Below are 21,252 nucleotides of genomic sequence, written 5' to 3' on the forward strand. Positions count from 1 at the left end.
AGGATCATGTTGGTGTTGAAGGAACTAAGAAAATACGTGAGTCTACTATTACTTCTTGTAGTGCTTCAAAGTTTAATACCTTACGACACAGCAAATGCTGCTGACATCACTCACGACCCATGTGGAATATTAACGCAGTCGTCAAAGCCAGACTTACAGCGACTCATTCACGTTGGCGTTGATGTGCCGGCACAACCTGAGTATTCTGTATCCATTGGAAACCTGCAAGGATTAATTTCCACAAAAATATCTAACACAAGCATTATTTTAAGCTGGTTTCCTGTCTCTGGAGGTACTACAGGTCCTGGGCATGAAAACCCTGTTGAACAATGTGGTTATTATTACCATGTTTTAAGGGAAGGAACTTATATAACTTATGAATCACGATCTTCTTCCTATGGCATAGGTGGATTAATTGCGGAAACACCTTATAGGTTTACGGTACGTGCACTGAGAAACAAGGATAGATCAGTAGTAGCAATCGGCACTATTGATGTAAAGATTCCCTATGTTACGGAATCAGAATTTACAAATATATGGAAGAATTACTTCGTCAAGTGTACGGAGCAGGAGGAAGATAGATGGGGGTGGAATCCTATAATTTTTTTATATACCCAAAATAAAATATGGTTAAACTTACAGATGGTGGATGGGAAACGTATGGTAGTCATTCGGTATTATTTACAAATGTTACAAATGCACTCAAATCCATGTTGAATGTCAATTCATACACATCTAAAGAGAGCTGGTCTACTGATGATCCAGAATGCTATTATTCTTATGTGGATGAAACTTGCATTCTAGAAATACAAATTAATTCAGGTGTGAAGTCGGAAAAGGTTGATGAGATTTCAGTAAGATTTGCTGTCTGTAATCCGGAAGGGACATTTGAAAAAGCAATTAACTTGTGTAGAAATATTGGAATCTTACTGGGAATGAATGTATTAGATATGAAATTACATGAATCTTTAGATTTTAGTAACGAGATACAGGTAATGAAAAGTAAACAAAAATACTATGAAAAGAGAGAACAGTTCTTTTCTATGTTCAGCCTACAGGATGGCGTCATAGCTAGGCCATTATATTGTAGTGAGGTTTGGAACATTGTAAAAGGGGAAAGGTAAGTTTTAATGCGAATAAATAAGAATAAGTGGTGAGTTTATATTTTTGAATACAAAAGCCCCTTACGATATCACTCTAGGCTCACACGAGCTTGATGATGTCATAAGGGGCTTTTTTACGTATTACGATTAGTTAATAAACTTACCTTGCTGCAAAAGGGCGAACAGGACGGACACCGCAGCTTCGCGTGTCGTTGGTGCTTCAGGACGGAAGTAGGACACACCGCCTTTATCTTCACCTTTCATCAAGCCGCTATCTGTTACATCTTTAATGCTGTTTGTAGCATAGCCGGAGATCACGTTGGCATCTCCATAGGCTTGCTTGGATGGGTTGCTCTTTGGTACTTGCAGCAGGGCGGCAGCTCTAGCCAATATAACCGCTAGATCTTGGCGGCTAATGCTGGCATTCGGATTAAAGGTGGATTTGTTTACACCGTTAATAAGTCCAATTTCATAGGCTGCTGCTACGTCTTCCGCATACCAAGCTGTAGATTTGACATCTTTGAATGGTGCATCTGCTTGGGATTCAATCCCGAGTGCACGCACTAACATAGCGGCAAATTCAGCACGAGTCACATCTTTCTTAGGTGAAAAAGTAGTTGCTGTTGAGCCATTTACAATAAACTTGGCAGCAAGTGATTCGATACGGGATTTCGCCCAAGATGATGTGATGTCGTTAAAATTCACCGTACGGGAGGCGGCAACATAAGTGCCGAGGCCTGGGTGATTAATAGTGACAACTGTTGTATTATCGTTATTTTTCGTAACGAAAGCCGGAATAGGAGCACCTGTATCATTTTTTAGGAACAGCGCACCCGTCGTATCTAAGCTTCCTGGCACAATAAAGGCACGCTTGATAAAGTGCTTAGCAGGTACGACGATTGGCGTAGACGTAGTCCCTTTTAAGACATTGACGGCAAAGGCAGTTGGCGTACCAACAAACTGAGCCTCTGGGAACATTTCTTTCAGTTTCGCTTGTTTATCTGTAGCAGAGCTTACTTCAATGCTTACACTTGCGTCTTTATCGATCCCTTTTAATACTTCTACAGGCAACGCAATCGATTGGCTTCCATTGCTAACTACAACGGTACTGCCAATTTGTGTTTCCACAAGCTGCTTAATCTGTGCAGGTGTTAGAACTACTCGGGTTTGCTGCTTATAAGTGTCAGCAGTGACGCTTATAATGACAGCTGTAGGTGATTTTGGAGCTTTTTCCAGTGCCGCTTTTAAGTCGAAATCCGAAATCGTTCCAGTTACAACCGTACCCTCTGTTTTAGTAGTAGATTTGACGACTTGGCTGACTTGTCCTTGATTAATGACAGCCGCTACAGAAGGGGTGCTGCTGTTAATGTTATTGTCAGTCGTTGATGCACCGCCCCCGCCCCCGTAATAGCCGCCATTGCTGCCCGTACCTTGTGATGTAAGGATAACGCGGACAATAGCTTCTTTTTTGTAGGAGGTTAATTCATCTGAGAAGATAGCGACTGTCAAATCAACAGTCACAGACCCGCTGCTAGGTAATGCTTTCAGTACGCCTTGGCTGTTGATGTAAGAGGAGTGAGAGCTTTTCGTCACGCCGTATTTAATTCTTGGTGTTTGTGGGAAGCCGAGCACTGGACGATTCGTAGTTGTGGTGTTAATAATTGTAGCTTTAAATTGCTGGAAGGCTTTATCAACAGCAGCTTGAACCTGTTGGTTCGTAAAAGATCGGACTGCGAAAGCAGTATAAGCACTATGGAATTGTTGCTGCCCGGTTTCATTATACACATAGGCATTATTGGCATCTAATTTTGGAGCAAGGACTTCAAGCTTATAAGTACCTTCTTTTAAATATTTAACAATAAGGTTCCCATTTGCATCCTTTTGGCCATCGGTGTATGAACCATCAAGACCAGTAAAGGTGATCGACTGCGGCTGGATGATATTTAGTTGACCATTACTGTCTAGTGTTCCGTAGGCGCCTAACTCTCCAATCAACTCATCGTTAATACCGTATGCATTTAAGACGATAAATTTGGTCTTGGCACCTAATGTTACATTTACTTTCGTGGTGGAAGTGCTATCAACACCGTATGGTTGAATAATTTTGTTGCTTAGATTTAAGTCGTATAAACCAAATCCGTTAGGCGTTCCTTTGTTGACATGTACTACAAATGGTAAATGCAACGTTGGGAGCGTAGCGTGTTTCAAGACGATCTCACCCTCATACACACCCGCTGTGGCAGTAACTTTAGGTGTTAATTGAATAGAGAACGGCTGTACGGAATTTGCATTGGCGGTTACCGTATCACCATTGCCAAGTCCAGTCAGCTTCACTTGGATTTGATTCACATCTGGAGTAGGGATTGGAGCATTAGGATCAGATGTCACTTGAGGATGAAGCTGAACAGAAGCCTGATATTGAACTGCAGATAAGGAGGTATTCTTTAACTGTAGTGCAATGGTTTTGGCAGCTTCTCCCGCTTGCATAACACCAAAGCTGGCGTTGTCTCCATAGTTGGTAACAGACACAGGATTCAGATTTTTGTCCAGAATGGTAATGTTTTCAACTGTTTGAAGTACGGCAGGTGTATACACCGCCTGTGATACACTGATACGTCCAGCACCTTGGGAGTAAACATCATAACGAGTACCTTTCTCATCACTGATCCCATCTGCTGTGTTAGCTAAAGCAGCACGAATATCAAATGGAGTCCATTCAGGATGCAACTGTTTGAGAAGTAAAGTTGCGCCTGCTACGTGTGGAGCGGCCATACTTGTTCCGCTAAGGCGGCCATATGCTTGATTATATGACGCGTTAGGGATGGCTTTTCCATAAGCAGGAATGGTTGATAAAATGTTATTTCCTGGGGCAGCTACATCCGGTTTAATGCCTAGTTGCCCATCTGCATTAGGTCCACGGGAGCTGAAGGTTGTAACTTGATCTCCAGGGATGATGGATTTGTTAAATGCGCCAAAAGTGAACGTAAATGGTTTGCCTGGATTCGAAAGTATTTTGACAGCTAGAGCACGTCCTGGGGCACCTTGCATATCAAAAGTAGGAATGTAGTTAAATGCATCTCCTACGTACACGTTAGCAAAGTCGTCTCGTCCAGGAATGGATGGGGATAAATTTGCACTATTTCCTGTGTTAAGCCCATTAAAAATAATAATGGCTTTGGCTCCGAATTTCTTAGCGGTTTCAATTTTTTCCACAAAAGAGTAATTCCCACGAGATACAAATACAACTTTGCCGTTAGCGTTAATGTTAGCATAGTCCGAAGTATGTCCTAAACCTGCATATACGGCCTCTATCGGCTGGGTTCCAAGAATTTGATTGAAATTTTCTTGACCAGTTGTCCATGACATGATGTTAAGAGGTAAAGTTTGCCCATATACCGATTCAGTTACAGTTGTGTTATAGAACACAGAATCAACTGTAGTGGCGCCTACAGATATAGCAAGTTGAGAAGTCGCAGGAGAGCCTAAAGAATAATAATAAGGACCTTTATCTCCAGCGTTACCGTTGGAAATGATTGCAACTACTCCACCTAATACTGCGTTATTAATGGCAATTGAATCTGGTGAAAGGGGGTCTTTGTCTGCATCTGCACCTAAAGATAAATTAATTACATCCACACCATCTTTAACTGCACGCTCAATCCCGTCTATTACTTGAGCAGATGATCCGGAATCTCGGCCTGTCTCGGCATTGCGACCTAGCACGCGATAGGCATACAAATCTGCATCATATGCAACACCACGTTGTACGATATCTGAGGTTGTGTTGGCCGCGCGGCCAACAATCGTACCAGCTACATGTGTACCGTGGTAACTGCCTCCATAACCGATATGTTTGGGATCGTCCTGCGGGCTGATTGGGATTCCCTCGTACGGATCGTTGTCATTATCAATCGAATCGTAGCCACCTTTGTAGGCAGTAGCTAGATCAGGATGTAAATAATCTACACCAGTATCAATAACACCGACTTTTAACTTTTTGCCTGTCAAGCCTTTCGACCAGGCTACATCAGCGCCAATATGCTTTAAAGGGAGGATTTCAAACTTAGGATTGTTAATATCAAAGTTGAGAGGTTCTTGTACAGGAATCGAGTAGTATGTACGGTTCTCATGGATGGATTTGACGCCTGGCAGCTTGGCCAGTGCTGGAATTTGAGATGCAGGAATGGTAATTTCCATGCCGTTCAGCACGGTGTTGTAGGTGTAATTCACGGTGAGGTCAATGCCGTTAGTCTTGGCTGTGGCGACCAGCGACTGCTGCTGATAATTAATTGCGGCTTCCGTCGATTCAGCGGCAAAGTTCTTGACCCCCTCCGCAGCGGCATATTTGCCGACGGAAACTGGTTGTCCGCTTAATTGGACGATGACACGAACGGGCTTGTCCGAACCAGTGTTCAATTTGGGTGAGACGTACACGGATGGTTGACCGGAGAGCGTCAAAGTATCCAAGCGATTGGCTAAGTCAAGTGGAATGGATAGGCTTCCGGAAGCACTGGTTGGAGCGGCTACTGCGAATTGCTGTAGGAACAGCGATGCTGCCAACAAAGTAGCAGAGAGAGAAAGAAGTGTTTTTTTCCAGATCGGTTTGTTTTTCAAATCTGCATTCCTCTTTTCTAATTATTTAATTGTTATCGCACACTTATGTAAAACGAAAGCTATCATGACCCTCCTTCCTTTAATTTACAAGATGTTTAAAATTCAATCTTATTCTACCACCGAGTTTTTTAGTAATCCATATATTACTATCAAAATGGTGAGGATTCTATTAAATTGATACTATATACCTATTTAAAATTAACAAATGGTCAACATGATCTTGCAAAAAAAATGCTAGTTCGACATGATGTGAGTCAAAGACTCGAATTCTTTAATACTGTGCCATAACAGCGTCAAGTGGGATGATTGTACAAGTCTAAAGAGGATCTAATATTCAACATAGTGGATGTGAAACGTGTGTAAGCAGGAATCGAGAGGACATGTCAGTCTGGTCTTGATCGTCTGTAAAATAACTTAGATTTATTAAGAGCAGGGAATAAGAAATTTATCATAAAGTAAAGGAATATTTTTGAAGTTTATCTCCAACTTAGGACGCGTATCTTACCGTACAGTTAGAGTTACACGGGATATACTTTGGGAGAGTGTTGTAGGGAAAGGACTTATATATAGCGTTTCACTCAGAGGATAACTATAAATAGAGATAGCAAACTATGAAACTATAATAAGCTAATTGTAGCCAAGTATATCCCATTCCTCTGAATGTGTCTATAAGTATATAAATGTTCACTCTTCTAGCATTGAACAATAATGATCTGATTAGTTATCGTACCGGATCTGAGCTGAATAATACGCGCTGTTGTTTGTAAGACGTTGGTGTAAAGCCAGTGCTTTGCTTAAACAATCGAGAAAAATAATACACATCCATACCGATCGAGTCTGCGATCTCTGACACATTCAGATCGGATGTCAGCAATAACTGCTGGGCACGCGATACTTTTACCCGATTTATGTATTGGATTGGGGATTCTCCCATCTGCTCACGAAAAAAAGTTATAAAGTAATTCGGATGCAGATGCAGCAGCGAAGCCAACTGCTGTACGCTAATCTTCTCGCTAAGATGGCACTCTATGTAATGGAGCACTTCGTTTATCTTTTCTACGGCAGCGGAAACGGGCAGGGAAACTTGTTCAAAGCCTGCTTCCTCCAAATATAGGCTGAGCAGTTCCATCAGCAGTCCTTGTGTACGGAATGCGGCTGTCCAGCCAGCAGTATGATGTACGTCCGTTAGTGTTTGAAATGTGTGCAGTGCCTGCTGCAAACGTTCAGGTGCTAACGTTATGCAGTAGGGGACCTGCATAAGCTGAAACAGGTGACGATCACCGACAAGTGCCTGAAAATGGCACCAATACTTGCTATAAGGATGCTCATTAATTGTCGTGTAAGACTGGGTGACATGTGCTGGCATGATAACGAGCTGCCCAGGAACAGGCCAGTAACTTTTATCCCCGATCTCAATCCTGCCATCTCCTTCGCAGATCAGATAAAGTCGATTAAAGGCAGGCATAAAGTTCAACTCTTGCCAGTCGTTCGTGCAAGTTGTGTAAAGTGCCTCCAGTACGGACACGTTTACGTTGGTCATATAATTGTTCAGCAGCGCAAATTTGTTGGAGGAATCGACATACTTCCTATCTTGGCATGATGTTGTTGGAAGACGCTTATCGACCTGCTTAGATGCAAATGGAAGAAGTGCTTTGTGCTGTTGCCCGCTGTTCATGATAAGACCCACCGCCCGTTACAAGTTAGTATTGTGCAAAAAGGAGTTAGCTCTCTCTATCTGTATTATAAACGTTTCCCTCTACAATAGAGAAAACAACATCAAGTTAAAGAGGTGCCTAATAATGACAACTGAACATTTGAAGCGTACGCAATGGTTCACACATGACCGCTTTGGCCTATTTATTCACTGGGGATTGTACGCGATTCCAGCACGCGGCGAATGGGTACGGAACAATGAACGCATGACAAATGAGGACTACGAGCCGTATTTTGAACAGTTTAATCCGGTACGATATAATCCGCGAGCGTGGGCACGGGCGGCGAAGCAAGCGGGCATGAAATATGCCGTCATGACAACGAAGCACCATGACGGTTTCTGTTTGTTCGATTCTCAGTTAACGGACTATAAAGCAACCAATACTCCAGCCGGCCGCGATCTGATCCGTGAGTATGTGGATGCATTCCGCGCCGAAGGCTTGAAGGTAGGGTTTTATTATTCGCTCATTGATTGGCATCACCCCGATTATCCTGCTTATGACGATCTGCACCATCCGCTGCGCGGCAATGAGGCGTATAAGGCGACTGAAGCGCAGAAAGATTTTGACCGCTATACGTCCTATATGCATGGCCAAGTGAGGGAGTTGTTGACCAATTACGGTACAGTCGATATTATGTGGTTCGATTTCTCCTATGAGCAGATGACAGGCGGGAAATGGCGTGCTACAGAACTAGTGACCATGATGCGTTCCATTCAGCCTGATATCGTTATCGATAACCGTTTAGGCGGCAACCTATTGTCAGCGAATCCAGAAATTTATGCGGGCGACTTTGTTTCGCCAGAACAGATTTTGCCGGCTAAAGGGATCCGGAATGAAGCAGGGGAAGCAGTGCCATGGGAAGCTTGCATCACATTAAATGATCACTGGGGATACCATGCGCACGACCATAATTATAAGCTGCCGTGCCAAGTTATTCGCGGACTGGTGGAATGTGTCAGCAAGAATGGCAATCTGCTGCTTAATGTAGGTCCAAATGCGAACGGCGAGATTCCACACGAATCGCTGGTTATTCTGGCGGAAATAGGTGAATGGATGGCGTATAACAGTGACAGTATCTACGGCTGTGCAGCTTCTTCGGTCGAGAAGCCGGAGTGGGGGAGATACACACAGTGCGGCAACAAGCTGTACGCGCACATTTTAGACCGTGGTATAGGCCCGATCGCACTGCCTGGGCTTGCAGGCAGAGTCCGCTCGGCCCGCATACTTGCTGACGGCTCTGAAGTAAATATCACCACCCCGTGGAATGGGACGAATCAGGCAGTATTTCAAGACTGCTTGTTTATAAATTTGCCATCGGTGCAGCTACCAGATAAGCGTGACACCGTAATTGAACTGGTGCTGAATGAGACAGTTTAGTTGGTGAATAGAGTAGAATTGATTACTGAAGTATGACATCTGCTAATCTATTATAAGCATACTTAGTCACTCGGTCGCTAATCGAGTAGAGAAGCGTAGCGCTTCTCTACTTGGTTACGAAGTGGTGTTCTCGCCGTGATTCTGTGGCTTATCACCATCACTTAAATTTCATTTGATGAACTAACTGCGATAGGTCTTCAAGAAGCGGCGAAATCCATTCGCTGGCACCAGGTATGATATCCTTGCCCCTATGGATCAGCCAATGCAGTGTACGAATATACCAGCACAAGCCACCGAGATTCACTTGATCATTGATGCTAATGTGAGAGCTGAAATAGAGGGGGCTGCTTTGTTCTAGTTCATGTGTATAAGCATGAAGCATATGCTCTCTGCTCACACACGATCGTGATTCCGCTTCTTGAATGAGCCCATGCAGGTCGCCTAGATGAGGGCTGAGATAGGCATTTGACCAATCGATTACAAGGATTTTGTTATGTTGAACAATTAGATTTTTTGGAAAATAATCATGGTGAACAAGAGCATAAGGCATGCAAGCATACAGTTCGATCACTTTAGCGGGAAATACATTTGCAGCCCATTCAAGGGCGGGATTCCCTTGGAAACTATCGTATGTTTGCAGTTCGTATAATTGATCGATAAAAGATTGCGCGGATATGTCGTACTTCTGGCGAATATGCGGCGGAATGGCGCCTAGCTCCAGATGCCGTATTGAGGAAGAACGAAGTCGGGCTAACTCTCTTGCAGCCTCCAGAAACAGCTCAGGGGTAGACTGCTTCTCAAGGTCATGCGAGCCAGCATCCTCCATAAGGATGAGACCGCCGCAGGAAGTGCTCCAATGATCATATAGACGAGGAGCACGGATATGAAGCGGTGCCAACAGTTGATTATATACATCAGCTTCACGGGCCATTTCACAGCCGCCCCATTTGATAATCCGCGTATCGCCTGACGTCAGTTTGATCCGATACACTTCAGATAAGGACCAATGACGCAAGAGTTGCCATTGTGTAATTTGACCCCCAACTGAAGTGTTTTGGATATACAATTTACATTTTACCGGAATCGACATGTTAACGGTCTCCCTTGTTTTGTTGTCTTTTCCGTTGCGCAACGTAATGCTATTGTGCCACGCCAAGTGAGAAAAATATAGACTTAACATTTTCGTTCTGTTAGGATGTTGAATAGGGTCTCGATTATTATCGGGCCCTTTTTTTGTAGCTTATTTCTGCCCATTTCAATCCCCAATTCACCTACAACCGATGACATGCTGCCCCATGCACCTGATGAAACCAAACGAAAGATAACCAGATTTTATAGAAAACGAAATTTCCAAAAAATTCGAAAAATTGCAGTAACATTTTAGGAGCATTAACGTCTGAAAACTAGCGGCTGATGATCACTGAAATTTATTTTGTGATGGAAAAATACGATTACAGCAAAATGAAAGAAGGGGAACTATGCAAATGGGGAAGGGAAAGTGGCGTCTTTATATTGTGTTTTTGATCACGATCGCAACGCTTGTAGGTTTAGAAAATGCTGCAAACGCAGCACCAGAATCGCGTACTTCGTATGAGGGATTAAACTACGAAAGGATAGAGGACACGTCTCTTACAACGAGACCATTGTGGACTGCGCCGTTGGACCAAGTTTCAGACGATTTGCAGCTCAGCAAGGGTATTATCGCAATTGGACATGGATACGCCTATGTCATCCAGAATGGAAAACTGGCTGCCTTGCAAGTACAAAATGGAAAGCAAACTTGGACCTTTGGGAACTACTTAAGAGCGCCTTTGTTGTATCACAAGGGGACAGTATATGTTAGTTCGGATAAAGGTGATATTTATGCCGTAGATGCCAAAAATGGCAAGAAACGTTGGGTTTCCGCCAAACCTACCACAAATAGTAGACGATACATCATTGATCGTGACCAACTGTTTGCCTTGAACGGAGATATACAGGCTTATAATATCAAGGACGGTAAGTTCCAATGGCGTGAGTCATATAGCGAGCAGTTGCCTGTTGAAATAGTTGCGACGGATGAGCTGATTTTGGCACAAAACAATGTATCAGGTGCTTATTCCTATGATCAGCTCCATGCATTTGACCGTAAGACGGGTAAAGAAAAGTGGAATCTTGGGCAACAATTGCTGCCTTTTCGTATAGAAGGAAATACTGCGCTTTCCGTTAAAACAGCCACGCTACTTGATCATAATTCTCTGCCTACACTTCATACATTAAATCTCCAGAACGGGAAAATAATCAATACAGTTCAATATAATCCCGAAAATATAGCGGAGTCAGCAGAGTCGTACGGCTACGGTAGAGGCGATTTCTGGGTGCACGATAATCGTTTGTATGTAGGCTTAGGATCTAAGGTGTATGGATATCCGCTTAACACAGCTCCTTCGGTTGCTAATCAAGACGTGTACAAACCAGATGGTGATGAAAATGAACGATACGCTGCTGGGCCCTATGATGGCCGCCTTTATTTCACAACTAATTCCCGACTGCTTGGAGTAAAATTGGCAAACAAATCAACCGTGTATTATTCTGGACTTACCAATCCAATAGCTCGCTTCGAATTAATCGGTCACGGGATTTACGTTGCACAAACCGATGGCATACTAGTTGTTATTCATACGCAGACAGCCAAGCCAGTGTTGAGACTGGCGACTTTTGGCAAAGTATTTGGACCTACGCTGCGTGATGAGGGCATCATCCTTGTGCAAACCAAAGGAAAGCTGCTTGCGTTTAAGGAGCCTGCAAGCGTTAAGTAATAGCCTATAAATAGCAAATAAATCGCTAACAAGCCCTTCCCCCAATTGCGGACCTCCTGCTCGTGGCAAGTCCAGAGATACGTTCATTTGAACGATCTGCGCTGACAGGTAGACCATACATCGTGGCACCTGCCAGCAATCAAGGTGAAGGGCTTGTTAGGTTTCTTACATTTAGAGCGTAGGGACTAACATCTTTAAGCCGTGCATATAAGGCTGTAAAGCATCAGGAATGCGGATGGAACCGTCCTCTTGCTGATGATTTTCAAGCAGCGGGATCAGAATGCGCGGTGTCGCGACAGCTGTATTATTCAGGGTGTGGCAAAATGTCAGCTTCCCTTTGGCATTCCGGTAGCGGATATTAGCTCGCCGTGCTTGAAAGTCATGCAAATTCGACGCGGAATGAGTCTCGCCATACGACTGCCGACTTGGCATCCAGGTTTCGATGTCATATTGTTTATACGTCTTCTGCGCCATATCGCCTGTACAGACGGCCATCACTCGATAGGGTAGCTCCAGCAATTGAAGAATCTCCTCTGCATGCCGCGTAATATCCTGAAGCAACTGCTCAGAAAGCTCGGGCTCGGCTTCGCAGATGACAACCTGCTCTACCTTTGCAAATTGGTGCACGCGATACAGCCCGCTGACGTCTTTACCGGCAGAGCCGACTTCGCTGCGGAAACAGGTCGAAGCCGCCGCAAGCTTGAGCGGCTTATTTACTTCAATGACCTCGTCAGCATAGCACGAGACGAGGGGAACTTCCGACGTGCCCACTAGCCACTTGTCTTCATCGGCAATCCGATACACCTGCTCCTTCCCCAATGGGAAGAAACCAGTGCTCACAAGAGCTTCCCCGCGCACCATCAGCGGCACGTCCATCAAGGTAAAGCCGAGCTGCATCAAATAATCGAGCGCAAGCTGCTGCACGGCACGATGGAGCAGCACCCCTGTACCTTTCAAATAATAGTTGCGGCTTCCTGACGTTTTGACACCTCTTGGAATATCTACAATGTCGTGGAGATGACTAAGCTCCACGTGATCCCTTGCCACGAAGCCAAACGCAGGGCGAATGCCGACATGACGCACAGGTACATTGTCGGCGTCTGTGCGCCCAATCGGCGTATCTCGTGATACGATGTTTGGCACGAGCAGCATGAGCGCCGTCAATTGCCGTTCGGCCTCCTGCAAAGCGACCTCGAGACCCGTTAACTGATCATGCAAGCGGATGACCTGTTGTTTGACAGCATCAGCTTCCTCCTGTCTACCTGCCTGCATATGGGCTCCAACTTGGCGGGACGACCGATTTCTCACTTGACGCAAGTCATCCACCTCCATTTGCAACCGTTTCCGCTGCTCATACGCCGCTAACACTTCCGATATGGATACATCGATTCCTTTATGAAGCGCTACCGCTTGTACCTCATCTTGATGTTCCTTGATCCAATCCATGCTTAACATGCTGCACCGCACTCCTTTGTCTAAAAAAATACAAAAAGCGCCCTCATCCGTATGGGACGAGGAGCGCTTGCTCGCGGTGCCACCCAACTTGATTAAATGCAAATGCACTTAATCCTCTTTGGTTCCGCGGTAACGGGCGGTGCCGGTAAACTTAGGGAATGAGATTCCTTGACGAGAACGCCTCCGAGTTGGATGCTCTTCATAGGCCGTTTAATGATGATTTAATTAAATAGTAGTATAGCTCATTTTGGACCTACTATTCAAGGGGAGAGTGCCCACAGAACAGTGTAATTACAGAGAGCGACAACAAACAAAATAAAAGATTTTAACTATTTGTATTGACAATGATATTCATTATCATTTATGATCAGACATGTAAATGAGAATGATTGTCATTATCGATAAGTAGTTGCCTTACATAAGCGACAAAGTAAGGCAGGGCAAGATTCGACATACGCTTCGCTAAACGAGATTTGTTATGTGAGCCTCTGCCCGAAAGCGAATCGAGAACATAACTGTATGTTATCGATGTTCCTTATTTTATATTCCAAGGAGGATTCATTTATGTTACGTGTATTTAATCGTTCAGCGTCTAAGCTCGCACTTGCTGCTATGCTCATATTTACTTCTGTAAGCACGGCTGCTGTCGCGGCACCTAGCACAACAGTAGCGAAGAAGATTACGGTAACAGACTTTGCAGGGCGGTCAATAACGTTTGATAAACCTGTAAACAGCGTAGTTACGCTTGCGGCGGGAGACGCACAGATCGTAGCTGCACTTGGCGGTAATCTGGTCGGGCGTCCGAAGACATCTAATACGAAGCTTCCAAAGGCGGTACTTGATGCGGCTGTAATTGGATCGGCACACACGCCTAACTACGAGCTGATTACAGCATTAAAGCCAGAGCTCATTATCGGCAGCAAAAACTTAAACGTCAAGGACGTAAAGGCGCTTGAAGCGACAGGAGCTAAAGTATTCCTTACCAATTCCGAATCGGTAAAAGAGATTAAGGAAAGCGTACTGAAAATGGGTCAATTGTTAGGCAAGTATGAGCGAGCCAAAGCAACTGTACAAGCGATGGATGTGAAGTTGCAGCTTGCAGCTAAGATTAATAAAGACAATCCGAAGAAAGCTTTAATTGTCTATGGTGCTCCGGGTACACTACTTGCGGCTATGCCGGATTCCTTGCCGGGTGATTTGCTTACAAAAGCAGGCGGAAAAAATGTAGCTGCTGACTTTCCTAAAATGGAAAAAATGTCGGGCTATGCACAATTGAGCGCAGAACGTGTTATCGCCTCCAATCCGGATGTTGTGTTCCTGATTACTCATGGCGATCCCGATGCAGTAAAGAAAGCATTTGATGCAGAGATTAGCAAAAATGCTTCATGGAGCAGTCTGACTGCGGTGAAGAAAGGTCATATTATTATTCTTCCTTCACACTTGTTTGGTACGAACCCAGGTACCAAGATTTTTGATTCCTTGCAAGTGCTGGCAACTCATTTAAAAGAAGCGGAGTGATTTACGATGAATGCCGAACTGGAGGCGAGTAAAGCTTCCGGATCAAGTGCCCTTGCTCAAGATCCACGCAGGTGGAAGCGACTCGCAGCCATTATAGTCGCGCTGCTGCTTCTAATTGTGGCATTTTTGTACGGCATGTCAACGGGTGCAGTGTCCATTCCGATTCGAACCATATGGGCGGTGCTAGTAAATAGGGAACCGTCTACAGAGGAACAGATCATATGGAATTTCCGACTGCCACGTACACTGCTTGCAGTGCTAGTCGGTATGGCACTATCTGTGTCAGGTGCGTTCATGCAAGGTGTAATGCGTAATCCGCTAGCTGATCCAGGCATTATCGGTGTGTCGGCTGGAGCAGGCTTAATGGCCGTTATCATTATGCTGATATTGCCTGAGATGATATATTTGGTGCCCGCGGCGGCTTTTATTGGAGCATTTATCGCTGTAATGGTGACCTATAGCTTAGCGTGGAAGCGTGGTGCCTCACCGCTGCGTATCATTTTGGCAGGTGTAGCCGTCAATGCACTGGCAGGTGCGGTGACTTCGGGTGTGATGCAGTTGTACAGCGACAGGGTTCAGGCGGTATTGCCTTGGCTTTCCGGTGGATTGGGTGGTGTAAGCTGGTACCATCTTCAGATGGTCTTACCATATTTTGCTGTAGCCAGTGTGTTGTCTGTGTTTGCGGTACGCCATGCCAATATACTGTTGCTTGGTGACGATGCCGCAAAGCTGCTTGGTCAGAAGACGGAGCGGAGCCGCCTCTTCCTTATCTTTATTAGTACGCTGTTAGCGGGAATTGCGGTAAGCGTGTCGGGTCTTATCGGATTTGTTGGCCTAGTTGTACCGCATATGGTGCGGCTCATCGTAGGCAACAACTACAATTACTTGCTGCCGGTGTCAGCTCTTGGCGGAGCGGCATTGGTCGTATTTGCAGATACGGCGGCGCGAAGCTGGTTTGATCCGCTCGAACTGCCGGTTGGTATTTTACTGGCTGTGATCGGTGCACCGTTCTTCTTATATTTACTGAGACGGGGAGGCGGCATTCTTGGGCGTACTTAATGTCGATCAGCTTGGTTACAGGCTGTCTGAGAAATTTGGACTTCACGAGGTTTCATTGCGGGCAGAACAAGGTGAAAGAATAAGCATTATCGGACCAAACGGCTCTGGCAAGTCCACCTTGCTTAAAATGATGGCGCGGCTTATGACTCCTCATCAAGGTAGCGTCATGTTGAATGGACGAGATATCGCAAAGATGAAGGGACGGGACGCGGCAAGAATGGTGTCCATGCTGACCCAAATCCAGCCCGATTTATCGGAAATGACGGTACGTGATCTTGTGCAGTATGGCAGACATCCATATAGAAGTCTGCTGTCAGGCTCCACGGAGGCTGATCAGGCTATCGTGGAATGGGCGATACACGAGACACGGCTAGGACAGTTGGCAGATCGCCAGCTAGATTCCCTGTCAGGCGGCGAGCGGCAGCGTGCTTGGATTGCGATGGCGCTTGCCCAGAAACCGAAAGTGCTGCTCCTTGACGAGCCGACCACTTATTTGGATATTGCGCATCAGTTAGAAGTGCTTGAACTGATGAATCGCTTAAATGAGCAGCTTAACATGACGATTATTATGGTGCTGCACGACATGAATCAAGCGGCCCAATATAGTGACCGCATGATTGTGATGCAGGACGGAAGCATCGTTCAGAGCGGCACTCCAAATGAAGTGATGACGGCCGAGATGTTTGAGCAAGTATTTCGTATACGAGTTCGGATTCATCAAGAACAAACGCGGCCTTATATTTTTCCGTTAGCAGTCTCGTCTGTATAATCTCATCTTGTGAGGGAGGATTCCAACATGATTGCCGTTACTAACCGACTCCGCACCCGTAAGGGTGAGGGGAATCATCTGAAGCAGCGCTTTGCGCAGCCCAAACGAGTTCATCACATGCCAGGCTTTGTTAGTCTGGAACTGATGACGAGCACACAATCCGAAGAGTACGACGAATATGTTGTACGTACGGTCTGGCAAGATCGAGAATCCTTTGAAGGTTGGGTGAATAGCCAGCAGTTCAAGGAAGGTCATGCCCGCCGTGAGAAAGCGGATGACAGCATTATTGAATTCAAAGTCACGATTTATGATATCGTGCATCACCATCTTCCGGCAGGGCCCGAAGAGTCTGTTGCAGCTGCGACAGGAGAATAGTCATAGAAGAAGCCCCCGCTTCTTATGACATATATGTTTACCCAACCCCACTCCTTGAATGGATCAGCAATCGTCTCCCCGGGCGATTGTCTGGTCCATTCATTTTTGGTTTGTGTCCATCGATTACGTGACTGTTGTAACAAGCAATTTGAAGTACATCACATGTTCATTTATTTGTGACTTGATATGTACAGGTTAATAATGATACACTGGCTTTTAATTTTATAATGAACAGCGATGATCAAGGACATAGGCGCATATTCGGTTGGCTCAGAGAGGGAACTCATAGGCTGAGAGGTTCCTGCAGGCGATGTGCTGCTTCCTACTTTGTAGCTGCGACGAGGAAAGGGATTAAGCGTCATGCGGAAGGCATGTAATGTCTTTTATCCAGTAAGCAAACGAGTACTCGACGCCGGAACGTTTCCGTTATAACGTTAAGCGCCGGAGTAATGGAATATGCCGGTGAAAATAGGGTGGTACCACGAGCACATTCGTCCCTGACGAGTGTGTTTTTTGTGTTTTAGCTGCGCACAGCAGTGGAAGATGAATACAAAAGGAGAGATTTTGAATGAGACAAAGCCAATTGCTTGCACCAACTTTGCGTGAAGCGCCAGCCGATGCGGAGGCTATCAGCCATCAATTATTGCTGCGCGCCGGATATATCCGGCAGACGGCGGCAGGGGTGTACTCTTATTTGCCGCTAGGCCGGCGTGTTCTTCGTAAATTTGAGCATGTCGTGCGAGAGGAAATGGATTTGGCCGGGGCTCAAGAGGTGCTGCTGCCTGCTATCCAGCCAACGGAGCTGTGGCAGCGGTCTGGAAGATATGATCTTTATGGACCGGAATTAATACGTTTCCATGATCGACATAAACGAGAGTTTGCATTAGGTCCTACGCATGAAGAAGTAATTACAACGTTAGTAGGGGGCGAGGTGAATTCCTACCGCAAGCTGCCTGTGACGATGTACCAAATTCAGACCAAGTTTCGCGATGAACGGCGTCCGCGTTTCGGACTGCTGCGAGGGCGTGAATTTTTGATGAAAGATGCTTACTCTTTTGATACGGACGGGGATGGACTTGATCGCTCCTACTGGAACATGTACGAGGCTTATCGTCGGATCTTTACCCGCATGGGATTGCAGTTCCGTGCCGTAGAAGCTGATCCTGGCTCTATAGGCGGCGAGGGAGGGACACATGAATTTATGGCATTGGCAGCGATTGGCGAGGATACGATTGTCTCCTGTTCCTTGTGTGCATATGCCGCTAATTTAGAGAAGGCACAATCTGTAACTGCACATCCTTCAGAGGATGAGAACATAGCGGATATGACAGGGGAAGAACAGTCAATGACAGTATGTCCTCCTCTGACTAGACTGCATACCCCAAATATCCGTACGATTGAGCAGCTTAAACAGGCGTTTGGCAAAGCAACGTATCAGATGATCAAGACGTTAATCTATGTGGCAGATGGGCAGCCGATTGCAGTTGTTGTTCGCGGTGATCATGAGGTAAATGAGATTAAAGTGAAAAATACGCTTGGTGCCGTAGAGCTTCAGCTTGCTGATGCAGAGACAACGTCCCGTGTTACAGGGGCGCCTGTAGGATTTGCAGGACCTATAGGATTATCCATTCCTGTACTTGTGGATGAAGCTGTAGCAGGGATCAAGGATGCGCTTATGGGGGCCAACGAAGCGGATTACCATTATGATCACGTTGTGCCAACACGCGATTTCACGCTAGAACGCATCGGAGATTACCGGAATGTAAGGGAAGGTGATCGCTGTCCTCGATGTGAGGGGGAGCTTCGATTTAGTAAAGGGATCGAAGTCGGACATATTTTTAAATTGGGCACCAAGTACAGCGAGACGTTAGCAGCGACTTTTTTGGATGCAGCAGGAAAAGAACAGCTTATGGTTATGGGATGTTACGGTATTGGCATCTCTCGTTTGCTATCGGCTACCATTGAACAGCATCATGATGAGAACGGGATAATATGGCCGTTAGCGATTGCTCCATATCAGGTTCATCTTGTGCCTGTATCTGCAAAAGATGCAGAGCAGACCAAACTAACGGAACATCTATATAAATGGCTACGCCAGCACCACGTTGACGTGCTGCTTGACGACCGCGATGAGCGGCTTGGCGTAAAGCTGAAAGACGCCGATTTAATAGGCATACCGCTGCGGATCGTGGTAGGCAAGGATGCTGTCAATGGCCTGGTGGAGCTAAAAGAACGCTCAAGCCGTGACAAACAGATGGTGACGGTTGAAGAGGCCTGTTCCTATATCCGAGCGGCATTGGAACAAGTGCAAAGCTAGTGTTTTGCAGCGTTTATTGTTAAATACAGAATAGCGGGCTATTTCATTGCTTGTTGAAATAACCCGCTATCCCTATGTTCGCTTACATGCGTTCCGGTGTCGGCAAGCCTAGCACTTGGAGCGCATCACTAAGCGTTTCCTTAAATTTGTCTGTCAACCATATACGGACAGCTTGACTGTTGCGGCTTGCTTTTAAGATAGGGCACACCGCATAGAAGTTGTTAAACAGCGTTGCAAGCTCAAAAGCATAGGTGCAGATCGTGTTTGGTGCAAGCTCCTTGCAGGCGGCTTGTAAAGTTTCCGGCCACTTGGCAATATGACGCAGCAGGGCGTATTCTGCTTTTTCGAGCTGGGACATTTCGACTGGCGCAGTAGGCTCGAGACGATGCTCCTGTGCTGCACGTTGTAGTAAAGTCGTCGCGCGTGCATGTGCATACATCACATATACGCCCGTGTTGCCTGTAATTTCTGTCGCTTGCTCAAGATCCAGCACCACTTCCGTCTGAAGATTAAAGCGCAGCAAGTAATATCGAATGGCAGCGGCAGCAATATCACGACTGTTCATACCCGTCTGATCTGAACGCTTGTTTGAAATTACCTTTTCCATGAGATCGAGCAATTGTGCGCTCTTAATGCCAATACCTTGACGGCCACTCATGGCATAGGAGGATTTGCCGTCAGAAGTATCAATGCCAAGCTCGCTGGCGGCATTTGGACTTAACGACACGACACCGTAGCTCACGTGATGCAGGTTCTCAGCTTGGGTCGTGAATCCAAGTGCTTGCAGCGCCTGCTTAACCATGACTTGAGGGTATTGCTGGCGATAATCGATTACATTAATGACGACATCCGCATGTCCATAATGACGTGCAGCTCCTCCGGCACGAGTGGTCCATAAGGAATTTGTAAACGGTGAATAAGTGAAGTCTTGGTTTAGAAGCCCAAACTTCCATAAATGATAGGCGATGTCCTTTGCCGTATACGTCAGAATGCCGTTTGAGCGAATGAGCACTTTGTCCTGATGATGCTCGGGCTCGGCGCTCGGCTCATCATTATGCTCTAGCGCACTATCTTTCAGTGGTTCATGCTCAGATTGTCGCAACACCCAACATCCAGCAAGCTTGCCTTTATCGATCTGATAAAATGAGTCTGTTTGCTGAAGCAAGTCAAAGGCAGCGTTCCAGAAGCCCTCTCTGACGATATTGCTTTCCCATACAAGTAAGTCGTAGTGGACGCCGAATTCGCCCATTTCCGCCAGGTGTTCGCGTACGATCCTTTCTGCAATAAGCATGCCGGTCCATGCGAGATTGTTATTACCTTCTTCAAGGGCATGCAGCACATGAGAGCGCTGCTGCTGAAGTTCGGCATTATGCTCATATTGTTTGTTCACATGTGCATACAAATCCCAACAAAAATCACCAAAACGGTTATGCGCTTGGTTTATCGGTGTATGTAGCATGCCAACTACTGTATCAGCAAGCTGGTTGCCAAGATCATCAATGTAGTTATGGACTTCGACAGTGTGGCCTATTCTTTGCAGCATTCGGACAAGCGTATCTCCAATACAGGCATTACGAAGATGACCGATGTGCGAAGATTTATTTGGGTTAATGGACGTATGTTCAATCACAATTTTGGTTTCATGCGCAAGCGGAACCGCCATTGTCTGCTGCGCCCACACCGTCCAATTCATAAATAAATTAATGAAGCCAGGAGGAAGTACCTCTATTTTAGTTACAAGTCCTGCGCACATTCCGTCAGCTTCCAATTGGGTCTTGATCTGCTCAGCAATGTGAAGCGGTGATTTCCGCAGCGAGCGGGCTAATTGAAGGGCGATATTGGTACTATAGTCACCGTGCTCCATACGTGATGGTTGTTCGAGTGTGATGGAGGTAAAGGTTTGATCAGAAATCGCAGATTGTTCTAAAATCGCAGATGCAGCATGCTTTAAATGGGTTAGCAGCATTTGACTTAACATGTGAATTCCTCCTTATCAAAATAAAAAAAGCCCCCGTCTCTACTAAAAGAGACGAAGGCTATTGCATTCGCGGTACCACTCTTGTTGCCAAGCCGCAGCTTGACCCCTTTGACAGGATAACGGTCTTGGCCGGACACGCGTACTTGATAAACTAATTTCAGCGCATCTTCTCGC

General features: G+C 45.7%; 14 protein-coding genes and 1 other annotated feature (1 of these 15 only partly in view). Of the genes, 9 read left to right on the forward strand and 5 right to left on the reverse strand.

All coding sequences use genetic code 11. The annotated features are described in order from the left end of the window. The first annotated feature begins 12 nt into the window (after window positions 1–12). Together H509_RS0114305 and H509_RS0114310 are read left to right on the forward strand one after the other, a co-directional pair. Complete coding sequence (locus H509_RS0114305; protein ID WP_028545688.1) at window positions 13–717, forward strand: fibronectin type III domain-containing protein; 705 nt, start codon at window positions 13–15, stop codon at window positions 715–717. Continuing rightward, on the forward strand, window positions 711–1,124 hold the full coding sequence (locus H509_RS0114310; RefSeq protein ID WP_169450917.1) for a hypothetical protein: 414 nt from the start codon (window positions 711–713) through the stop codon (window positions 1,122–1,124). Before H509_RS0114305 ends, H509_RS0114310 begins: the two co-directional genes overlap by 7 nt. Before the next feature lie 126 nt (window positions 1,125–1,250). Here the strand turns inward: H509_RS0114310 and H509_RS28600 are convergent, their stop codons facing one another. Both H509_RS28600 and H509_RS25400 read right to left on the reverse strand, forming a co-directional pair. Then, entirely contained in the window at window positions 1,251–5,717 is a 4,467-nt protein-coding gene (locus tag H509_RS28600; protein WP_084159209.1) for a S8 family serine peptidase, read from the reverse strand. 721 nt (window positions 5,718–6,438) lie between these two features. Continuing rightward, complete coding sequence (locus H509_RS25400) at window positions 6,439–7,392, reverse strand: AraC family transcriptional regulator (RefSeq protein WP_084159210.1); 954 nt, start codon at window positions 7,390–7,392, stop codon at window positions 6,439–6,441. A gap of 124 nt (window positions 7,393–7,516) precedes the next feature. Between H509_RS25400 and H509_RS0114325 the strand changes: the two genes are divergently transcribed. After that, the gene (locus tag H509_RS0114325) at window positions 7,517–8,809 is read left to right on the forward strand and encodes an alpha-L-fucosidase (protein WP_028545690.1); all 1,293 of its coding nucleotides are present in this window, start codon (window positions 7,517–7,519) and stop codon (window positions 8,807–8,809) included. Window positions 8,810–8,966: 157 nt separating this feature from the next. Here the strand turns inward: H509_RS0114325 and H509_RS0114330 are convergent, their stop codons facing one another. Beyond that, a complete protein-coding gene (locus H509_RS0114330; protein WP_028545691.1) occupies window positions 8,967–9,899 on the reverse strand; it encodes a phosphotransferase in 933 nt (310 codons plus the stop codon). Between the two features lie 394 nt (window positions 9,900–10,293). Here H509_RS0114330 and H509_RS0114335 point away from each other — a divergent pair, with 394 nt between their 5' ends. After that, window positions 10,294–11,607 (forward strand): outer membrane protein assembly factor BamB family protein, encoded by a 1,314-nt coding sequence (locus tag H509_RS0114335; RefSeq protein WP_028545692.1) that lies wholly within the window; start codon window positions 10,294–10,296, stop codon window positions 11,605–11,607. A gap of 171 nt (window positions 11,608–11,778) precedes the next feature. Here H509_RS0114335 and serS read toward each other — a convergent pair whose 3' ends face one another. Further along, a complete protein-coding gene (serS, locus tag H509_RS0114340) occupies window positions 11,779–13,062 on the reverse strand; it encodes a serine--tRNA ligase (protein WP_028545693.1) in 1,284 nt (427 codons plus the stop codon). A 564-nt stretch (window positions 13,063–13,626) separates the two neighbouring features. On the opposite strand from serS, the gene H509_RS0114345 reads away from it, so the two are divergent. From H509_RS0114345 to H509_RS0114365, 5 genes are all read left to right on the forward strand, one after another. Beyond that, entirely contained in the window at window positions 13,627–14,580 is a 954-nt protein-coding gene (locus H509_RS0114345; RefSeq protein ID WP_028545694.1) for an ABC transporter substrate-binding protein, read from the forward strand. A gap of 6 nt (window positions 14,581–14,586) precedes the next feature. Further along, window positions 14,587–15,639, forward strand: a complete 1,053-nt coding sequence (locus H509_RS0114350) for a FecCD family ABC transporter permease (protein WP_051287168.1) — start codon at window positions 14,587–14,589, stop codon at window positions 15,637–15,639. Then, a complete protein-coding gene (locus tag H509_RS0114355) occupies window positions 15,626–16,408 on the forward strand; it encodes an ABC transporter ATP-binding protein (RefSeq protein WP_028545696.1) in 783 nt (260 codons plus the stop codon). The genes H509_RS0114350 and H509_RS0114355 overlap by 14 nt, the downstream gene beginning before the upstream one ends. Window positions 16,409–16,435: 27 nt before the next feature. Next, on the forward strand, window positions 16,436–16,783 hold the full coding sequence (locus H509_RS0114360; protein ID WP_028545697.1) for an antibiotic biosynthesis monooxygenase: 348 nt from the start codon (window positions 16,436–16,438) through the stop codon (window positions 16,781–16,783). Between the two features lie 568 nt (window positions 16,784–17,351). Next, window positions 17,352–19,100 (forward strand): proline--tRNA ligase, encoded by a 1,749-nt coding sequence (locus tag H509_RS0114365; RefSeq protein WP_028545698.1) that lies wholly within the window; start codon window positions 17,352–17,354, stop codon window positions 19,098–19,100. Window positions 19,101–19,182: 82 nt separating this feature from the next. Here H509_RS0114365 and H509_RS0114370 read toward each other — a convergent pair whose 3' ends face one another. Beyond that, window positions 19,183–21,078, reverse strand: coding sequence for an arginine--tRNA ligase (locus H509_RS0114370; protein ID WP_028545699.1), 1,896 nt, complete (start codon window positions 21,076–21,078; stop codon window positions 19,183–19,185). A gap of 44 nt (window positions 21,079–21,122) precedes the next feature. Beyond that, window positions 21,123–21,252, reverse strand: a binding site (T-box leader); it runs 94 nt beyond the window's last position.

Origin of the sequence: Paenibacillus taiwanensis DSM 18679, from assembly GCF_000425125.1 — a bacterium.
Taxonomy (GTDB): domain Bacteria; phylum Bacillota; class Bacilli; order Paenibacillales; family Paenibacillaceae; genus Paenibacillus_B; species Paenibacillus_B taiwanensis.